We start from the raw sequence: 8,080 nt of genomic DNA on the forward strand, positions 1-8,080 counted from the left end.
TTTTTTCCAAAGACTAGGAGCGAAGCTTCAATGATAAAAAAAGAAGAAATGCCGCTTTGTGACGTGGCAACAACTGTTCAATTAATCGGCAGTAAATGGAAAACGTTAATCATTCGTGATCTCATATCCGGCCCCAAAAGAAATGCGGAGCTAAAGCGCTCATTGTCAGGTATTTCCCAGAAAGTGCTGACGGAAAGTCTTAACGCAATGATCTTAGATGGCCTTGTAGAGCGAATCGATTTCCAAAAAGTGCCGCCTCATGTCGAATATCAACTTACACCGTTAGGAGAAAGTCTGCTGCCAGTTATTGAATCGATGAGACAATGGGGGCAGTTTTATAAACAGCAGCTTGGATAGACAGTTACAAATTAGTGCCTACTTCACATTTTCAAAAAGATTAACTATACTTTCATTAAAGATGATAAGCATTTAAGGAGGAATTTTTGATGAATAGTAAAACAACACCCATCGAAGCCGTTCATACCGCTGTTGAATATGTAACACTAAATGACGAGCCTGTTTTAAGAGTTGTGAAAAAAGACAAATTGATGGCATTTGATGAAAATACGTACGCCAAATTAACTGGTTCCGTTTTTCATAATGGAACAATCGAAGTAAAAATGTTGAGTCGCTTATTGCCGGATGCACCTGATTTTGCACGTGGATTTATTGGTATTGCATTTAGAATCAATGAAGATGATACTGCCTTCGAATCCTTTTACGTGAGACCCACAAATGGTCGAATCAATGATCCTGTCAGAAAAAATCGCGGTGTTCAATATTTCTCTTATCCTAAATACACCTTTGATTACTTCCGAAATTTAGGTATCACTGATTTTGAAGGTCCGGCGGATATTGGTCTTGATGAATGGATCAGCTTAAAAGCAGTGATTACTGATGCCAAAGCTGAATTTTATTTAAATGATTGTGAAGAACCTGTTTTAGTCGTAGAACATATGAAACACGGTAAGGATGCGAAGGGCGCACTTGGTTTCTTCGTCGATATTGGTACTGAAGCCTTTTTTAAAGATTGGACTATCACCTCGACAGATTAGGTCTATATAGGTGAAATCGATTGTAACCAAAGATTTCACGATGTTTACTGTTTTAAATTCGATTTATCGTTATTTGTGCACTCTTATTGGGTTATTCTTTAAATACATTTAAAAAATAATCTATTGTATTGTAATCTTGTACCTCATCTCCCATATCATATCCTCTTCCAAAATATAGAAAATTCAAATTCTTTGAGTTATTTCCTAAAACAAGCATTGACAGCGCTTTCTCTATATTGTATATTTGCATTGTGAATAGGATAGTGATTATTAAGTTAAGCTAAACCTAAACAACGCCTGAAAAAGGCTTGTTTAGGTTTTTTCTATTTCATAGGGCTGAGGGGGGAATACTGATTTGGAGATTTTAAAAATTCTAAACAACAATGTCGTGATCGTTACAAATGACAACAAGGAAGAAGTTATTCTAATGGGCAACGGTCTAGGTTTTCAAATGAAAGCTGGCGCACAAGTCAATGAGGAAAAAGTTGAGAAAGTCTTTAAATTAGAAAATCGAGTTGAATCTGAGCAGATTGAGCGCATGTTTTCAGAAATCCCAGAAGAAATCATTAATATTTCCTATGAAATTGTTTCCTACGCTACCCGTACTTTAAATAAGGAGTTAAATGAAATAGCCTTCATCGCTATTGCTGATCATCTACACTCAGCGATCCAGCGAGAAAAAAAGAATATCCAAGTCAAAAATTTTCTGTTGTGGGATATCAAACGTTTTTTCCCAAATGAATTAAAAATCGCCAGAAAAGCTATCCAGATCGTCAATCAAAAACTGGCAGTAAATTTGACCGATGATGAAGCTGGTTTTCTAGCCCTGCATATCACAAATGCAGGAATTGACAATAGTCACGAAGATGCCGTTAGTTTGACACAGCTGATCGAAGAGATTTTGACTGTGATCAAGTATACGTTGAAAATCAATTTTGTTGAAAATGACATTTATTTCCAGCGATTTATCACACACTTAAAATTTTTCTCTGAACGTGTCTTAAAAAACAATACCTCAGAAAAAGAAGAAAATCAGGTAGAAAATGAGTTGTTTTTACTTGTAACAACACAGTATCCTGAAGCTTATGAAGTAACAAAAAAAGTCGCTGAGCTATTAAAAACACGGCGAAATTATACGATTTCAAAAGATGAACAAGTTTACATTACCATCCACTTAGCTCGGATCATCGAAAAAACTAGAAATTAAGAGAAGCTTCTCTTAAGATAAACATTCTAAAAGGAAAGGAGCATTGGCAATCCCCCGTCTGTGGAAAGGACATGGATCGTGACATTCAGTTGGCGAGACCTCTAAATTAAACAAAAAAACATTTGGAGGAAAGAAAATGGGCAAATATGAAGAACTTGCAAAAAACATTGTGAAAGAAGTCGGAGGAAAAGAAAACGTTAATTCACTGACAAACTGTATCACTCGTCTACGTTTCAAATTAAAGGACGAAAGCAAAGCTAATACGGAAGTTTTAAAAAATATGGATGGTGTCGTTACTGTAATGCAGGCTGGTGGACAATACCAAGTCGTTATTGGAAACCATGTCCCTGATGTTCGTAAAGATGTCGATGCAGTCCTTGGCGTTTTAGAACCCGTTGCTGATGAAGGATCTAAGGGCAATTTATTCGATCGATTCGTCGATATGATTTCTGGTATTTTTCAACCTATTCTTGCGCCTTTATCCGCAGCCGGTATGCTAAAAGGGGTCAATGCGATCCTAGCGTTTGCTTTAGGCTCAAGCTTTGCAGCGAGTCCAACCTATGCTGTATTCAATGCAATGGGCGATGGCTTATTCTTATTCCTGCCGATCTTCATTGGTTACACTGCTATGAAAAAATTCGGTGGCTCACCGTTTTTAGGTATGATGATTGCTTCAAGTTTGGTTTATACAGGATTTATTGATGGTTCTGCTACGGCAACCTTTGCGGAAGCCGGCGGATTGAATTTCTTTGGGATTCCATTCTCGATTCCAGCTGCTGGCTACGGATCAACGGTAATGCCTATTATTGCCGCAACAGCCTTTAGTGCGTTTCTTGAAAAGCAATTAAGAAAGATTATTCCTGATGTTGTTAAATTGTTCTTGGTACCGTTTTTCACTGCATTGATTGCGATTCCGTTAACCTTTTTAGTGATCGGCCCTATAATGAATGTCGTCGCTGATGGTCTTGGAAATGGTTTACTTGCAATTCAAGCCTTTAACCCAATCATTTTCGGTGCTATCATCGGATTCTCTTGGCAGCTTCTTGTTATGTTCGGCATGCACTGGGCATTGATTCCATTCGTGATCATTGCACTTTCTCAAGGCCAGCCGACCTCTCTTTTAACAGGTTCAGGTAGTGTCTCGTTTGCGCAAACAGGTGCAGTTCTGGCAGTTATGTTAAAAACAAAAAATCTAAAACTAAAAGAATTATCTATACCTGCCTTTATTTCTGGGATCTTCGGTGTTACTGAACCTGCGATTTACGGGATCACCTTACCTAAAAAGAAACCTTTCTGGGCATCTTGTATCGTGGGTGGTGTGACTGGTGCCATTGCAATGGGCTTAGGTATCGAAGCTTATCAAATGGGCGGTCTTGGTATTTTTAGATACACAGCAACTATTTCACCCGATGGTAATATGAAATTTGCAATCTACAATATGATTTTGGATGCTTGTGCTCTGGCAGCTGGTTTTGGTTTAGCTTGGGCTTTAGGCTTTAAAGACGATGAACCAACGATTCAATTATCAAAAGAAGAAGCTAAATTAGCAGCTACTGGTCAACAAAAGAAATTAGCAAAAGATGAAGTTTTTTCTCCACTAGAAGGAACTGTATTGCCTTTAAGCGAAGCAAGAGATGCAGCATTTTCTGAAGGCATCATGGGTAAAGGTGTTGTAATCGAACCTAGCCGCGGCGAAATCGTCGCACCATTTGACGGAACAATCATGACTCTATTTCCTACAAAACATGCCATCGGCTTGATCTCAGATAATGGAACAGAGGTACTGATCCATATCGGTATCGACACTGTTCAGCTGGAAGGCAAAGGATTTGAATCATTTGTAGAGCAAAATGCTGCTGTTAAAAAAGGGGATAAATTAGTCACGTTTAATATTGAAGAAATCGAAGCAGCTGGCTATAGTACGCAAGTACCGATCATTGTAACAAATACACCTGATTATGCTGATGTGATCCCAACTTCTGAAAACTCTGTTAAACAGGGCGATGTATTGATCACTACAGTTATTTCAAACTAACAACTTAAATAAACTTGCGGGAATAAGCGTTCTTTCTTCCCGCAAGTTTTCATTTATTGATCCACACTATTTTAAACGATAAAGGAGCAAAAATATGACTTTTCCAAAGAATTTTTTATGGGGTGGCGCTACAGCTGCCAATCAATGCGAAGGTGCCTGGAATGTCGACGGCAAAGGGGATTCGATCAATGATCATAATCGTGCTGGCAGCCGGACTGCTGGTACTCATCGTACCTTTGACTTAGAGATCGATACAGAGAACTATTACTACCCTAGCCATACGGGGATTGATTTTTATCATCACTATAAAGAAGATATCGCCTTATTTGCTGAAATGGGTTTTAAAGTCTATCGACTATCGATTGCCTGGACACGTATTTTCCCTAACGGTGATGAAGAAACACCAAATGAAGCTGGCTTACGGTTCTATGATGATGTCTTTGATGAACTGGCAAAATACGGAATTGAACCGCTTGTGACGATTTCCCATTTTGAATTACCATTTCATTTAGGTAAAAAATATGATGGTTTTTTAGATAAACGTACGATCAGTTTTTATGAACGTTATGCAACAACTCTTTTTAAACGGTACAAAGATAAGGTTAAGTATTGGTTGACGTTCAATGAAATCAATTTTGGTACGATGGAACATGGCTTGCGTATCAGTGGTTTATTCAACCGTGAATATAGCGAATCAGAGCAATACCAAGCGCTGCATAATGTGTTCCTAGCTTCAGCAAGAGCCGTAAGTGCTGGACATAAAATCAATCCGGACTTCAAAATCGGCTGTATGCTGGCGTACATCACCATGTATCCAAAAACCTGTCGTCCTGAAGATGTATTAAAAACGCAGCAAATCAATGATAAGTTCAATTATTTCTGCGGAGATGTTCAAGTAAAAGGAAAATATCCTTATTTTATGAAGCGTTACTTTGAAAAAAATAATATTCAAGTAGATATCTCCAAAGAGGATGAACAAATCCTCCAGGCTGGAACAGTCGATTATTATACGTTCAGTTATTATATGACTACTTGTATTGCAGCTGATCTGGATCAACGCGATGACAAATCAGGCGGCAATCTTTTTGGCGGCGTGTCTAATGAATACTTACCGAGCAGCGATTGGGGCTGGCAAATCGACCCAATTGGATTGCGTTATACCTTAAATCAAATTTACTCTCGTTATGAAGTGCCTTTAATGGTTGTCGAAAATGGTTTAGGAGCTTTTGATGAAGTCGAAGCAGATGGCACGATCAATGATGATTATCGAATCGATTATTTCAAACAGCATATCATTGAAATGGATAAGGCGATCGAGGACGGCGTAGATTTGATTGGCTATACTCCTTGGGGCTGTATCGATCTAATCAGTGCTGGTACTGGCGAGATGAGTAAGCGCTATGGATTCATTTATGTTGATCGTGATGATGAAGGAAATGGTTCACTTGAAAGAAGCCGGAAGAAGTCCTTCTATTGGTATAAGCAAGTCATTGAATCAAATGGAGAAAATCTGGCTTGATGATTAATCTCTAGATAAAAAAACCTGTATAAGTATTTTGCTGAGGCAAGCTGCTTATACAGGTTTTTATCTATTTATCGGTCTAGAAAGTCAATGAATTTTTTTGATCTCTGGTTATTGACGCTTAAATTCGATTTCTGTATCACCAAAATGGAATGTTAGCAGATCCGCTTGATCATATCCTGGATAATCAAAAATTATCTGATAGTACTCTTTTCCGTCTTCTTCAACAGAGCTAAATTCTCTTGCCAAGTAACGCTCTTCTTGACCATTGATTACTGCTTGAAGCCAAATATCATCTGGATCGATCATTGCCGTAAACTTATCATCACTGGTTGTCAATACAAATGAGTTTGGATAAACCAATCCGGACACTGTTTCTGATCTTGCAGGATCAGTCGGTGTAAATTCAAGCGCATCAAATGATTTAATTTTTGACGTATCGATAGGTAATTCCCAAAGTCCTTCTAGCTTTTCAAAGGTTTCTCCTTCTTTTCCCTCATGAAATCCTGGAGTATCATCAATAGGATACATTGCCGTTAAACGAGTAATTACAACTACCGCATTTTCTAGCGGAGGAACATCACCCGCACTTGCCTTTAGACGATAGGTCAGTTCTAATTGATTCGTACTATGATCAAAATGAGAATCAGGCACAATTGAAGAGAATAAATTCAGATTTTCTTGTACTTCTGACAACCCACTTTTAAAATCGACTAGATAACGACCGTCTCCATTTTTTAACGCAAAGTTAATCCCATAATATTCGAGCGTTTTATCAGTGAATTTTGATTGTTTGGGAAACTGAATCGTAAAATGCAACCCAATTTCATTTTGATCCGCATAAACTTCATTTAGCTTGATTTCAATCTCTTCATTTACTGCCTTTGTACTTTGTTTTGTAATAAATCCATCGTTCCGAAGAGACTTAGAAGTAAATTGATCTAGACGTAAAAAATTAGTCACTGCTTTACCGATAGGAGTGAAGGCCAATGAAAACCCTAATAGTAGAATTGCTGCAACTATAACTAAAGGAAAAATACGCTTTTTCTTAGGCTTTACTCGCTTTTTTTCTTGAGAGATTTTTTGATACGCCATATCAAAAGCTTGACGAGCTTCTTTAGAAACCGCTTGAGTTTCTTGCAATGTTTCTTGCAATTCTTTTTCAAAATTATTCATTAAACTACTCCTCCTTCTGGTTCAATATATTCTTTTTGCAGTAACCTTCGCCCTCGAGCTAAGCGAGATTTGATCGTGCCAGAAGGTTCATTTAAAATTTCACTGATTTCCTTCACTGTAAATCCATTATAGTAATACAACACAAGCGGAATTCGGTAGATTGGATTTAGTCCAACAAGCAAATCATTCATAGCCAAATGCTCTACCTCTTGATTATTCACTGGAAATTGGTAGTCCTCTATATCAAAATAGGCTTCCGCACTTACTATTTTTTTGCATTGATTAATCATTATTCGACACAGCCAAGTATTGAAGTATTTTGGATTTTTAAGCTGATCTATTTTTTGATAAGCTATAATCACGGTCTCTTGCAGTACATCTGCTATATCCTGTTCATTCTTTAAAAATCGTCTTCCCATATTGTAAAGTACCTTTTCATACTCTTGAATCAATTGAATAAATGCTTCTTGATTTCCCTTTTGAGCCTTTTTAACTAAAAACACATAATTTGCCAAGTCGAATGCTCCCTTCATCTCCAACAATTAATTTAAATCTTCTATCTATTAGAGTCTATAAAAACGGAAATGGTTGCATCAAAATTATAAAACAGCTGAATTCATATATACAGTTTTATTTTTATCCTTTCGTTTAAATTCCCTGTCATTTCAGAGCATAAGTTAGCTTGACCAGAGCTTTCCTACCGACTATATTTGACCTGTCAAAGCATATATATTTTAGAATAAATTAAATGGTTGTTGTGTTTAAGCTCTGGACAATACAAAAATTCTTTAATAATCAATGTTGGAAAATAAGCAATCTTACCTATTTAAATATTGATAATCAAATAAACAAGATCTCAATCTGGAAACATTTTAGATTGAGATCTTGTGTTATTCAGTTCTATATTTTATTTGTGTCTACTTCGTATAACCCAGGTGCGCTTCCATCGTATTCATCGATAAATTGATTGCCGGAGTTGTACACCTTTTGGTGTTCTTTATTGATCCACGAGCCTTCATTTAAGCCTATCGGGTAATACCCATCATCTCTTCCTCGTATAAACCTAAACTTTTCTCCTATTTCTA

At 37.2% G+C, this 8,080-nt stretch carries 8 protein-coding genes; 5 read left to right on the forward strand and 3 right to left on the reverse strand.

Annotated features, from left to right (window positions below; translation table 11 throughout):
- Positions 1–30: 30 nt before the first annotated feature.
- From BCR25_RS07340 to BCR25_RS07360, 5 genes are all read left to right on the forward strand, one after another.
- The gene (locus BCR25_RS07340) at positions 31–357 is read left to right on the forward strand and encodes a winged helix-turn-helix transcriptional regulator (RefSeq protein WP_069662975.1); all 327 of its coding nucleotides are present in this window, start codon (positions 31–33) and stop codon (positions 355–357) included.
- A gap of 89 nt (positions 358–446) precedes the next feature.
- Positions 447–1,055 (forward strand): hypothetical protein, encoded by a 609-nt coding sequence (locus tag BCR25_RS07345; protein ID WP_069662976.1) that lies wholly within the window; start codon positions 447–449, stop codon positions 1,053–1,055.
- A gap of 355 nt (positions 1,056–1,410) precedes the next feature.
- The gene (licT, locus tag BCR25_RS07350) at positions 1,411–2,262 is read left to right on the forward strand and encodes a BglG family transcription antiterminator LicT (RefSeq protein WP_069662977.1); all 852 of its coding nucleotides are present in this window, start codon (positions 1,411–1,413) and stop codon (positions 2,260–2,262) included.
- A gap of 136 nt (positions 2,263–2,398) precedes the next feature.
- Positions 2,399–4,297, forward strand: a complete 1,899-nt coding sequence (locus BCR25_RS07355; RefSeq protein WP_069662978.1) for a beta-glucoside-specific PTS transporter subunit IIABC — start codon at positions 2,399–2,401, stop codon at positions 4,295–4,297.
- A 94-nt stretch (positions 4,298–4,391) separates the two neighbouring features.
- Positions 4,392–5,816, forward strand: coding sequence for a glycoside hydrolase family 1 protein (locus BCR25_RS07360; protein WP_069662979.1), 1,425 nt, complete (start codon positions 4,392–4,394; stop codon positions 5,814–5,816).
- Between the two features lie 114 nt (positions 5,817–5,930).
- Here BCR25_RS07360 and BCR25_RS07365 read toward each other — a convergent pair whose 3' ends face one another.
- The 3 genes from BCR25_RS07365 to BCR25_RS20330 all read right to left on the reverse strand — a co-directional run.
- Positions 5,931–6,995, reverse strand: coding sequence for a DUF4179 domain-containing protein (locus BCR25_RS07365; RefSeq protein ID WP_069662980.1), 1,065 nt, complete (start codon positions 6,993–6,995; stop codon positions 5,931–5,933).
- Positions 6,995–7,510 carry an RNA polymerase sigma factor gene (locus tag BCR25_RS07370; RefSeq protein ID WP_083242606.1) on the reverse strand — a complete coding sequence of 172 codons (516 nt, stop codon included), beginning with the start codon at positions 7,508–7,510 and terminating at the stop codon, positions 6,995–6,997. The genes BCR25_RS07365 and BCR25_RS07370 overlap by 1 nt, the downstream gene beginning before the upstream one ends.
- A gap of 385 nt (positions 7,511–7,895) precedes the next feature.
- A partial coding sequence (locus BCR25_RS20330) for a hypothetical protein (RefSeq protein WP_169818996.1) occupies positions 7,896–8,080 on the reverse strand: 185 nt, incomplete at its 5' end.

Origin of the sequence: Enterococcus termitis, from assembly GCF_001730305.1 — a bacterium.
Lineage (GTDB): Bacteria > Bacillota > Bacilli > Lactobacillales > Enterococcaceae > Enterococcus_L > Enterococcus_L termitis.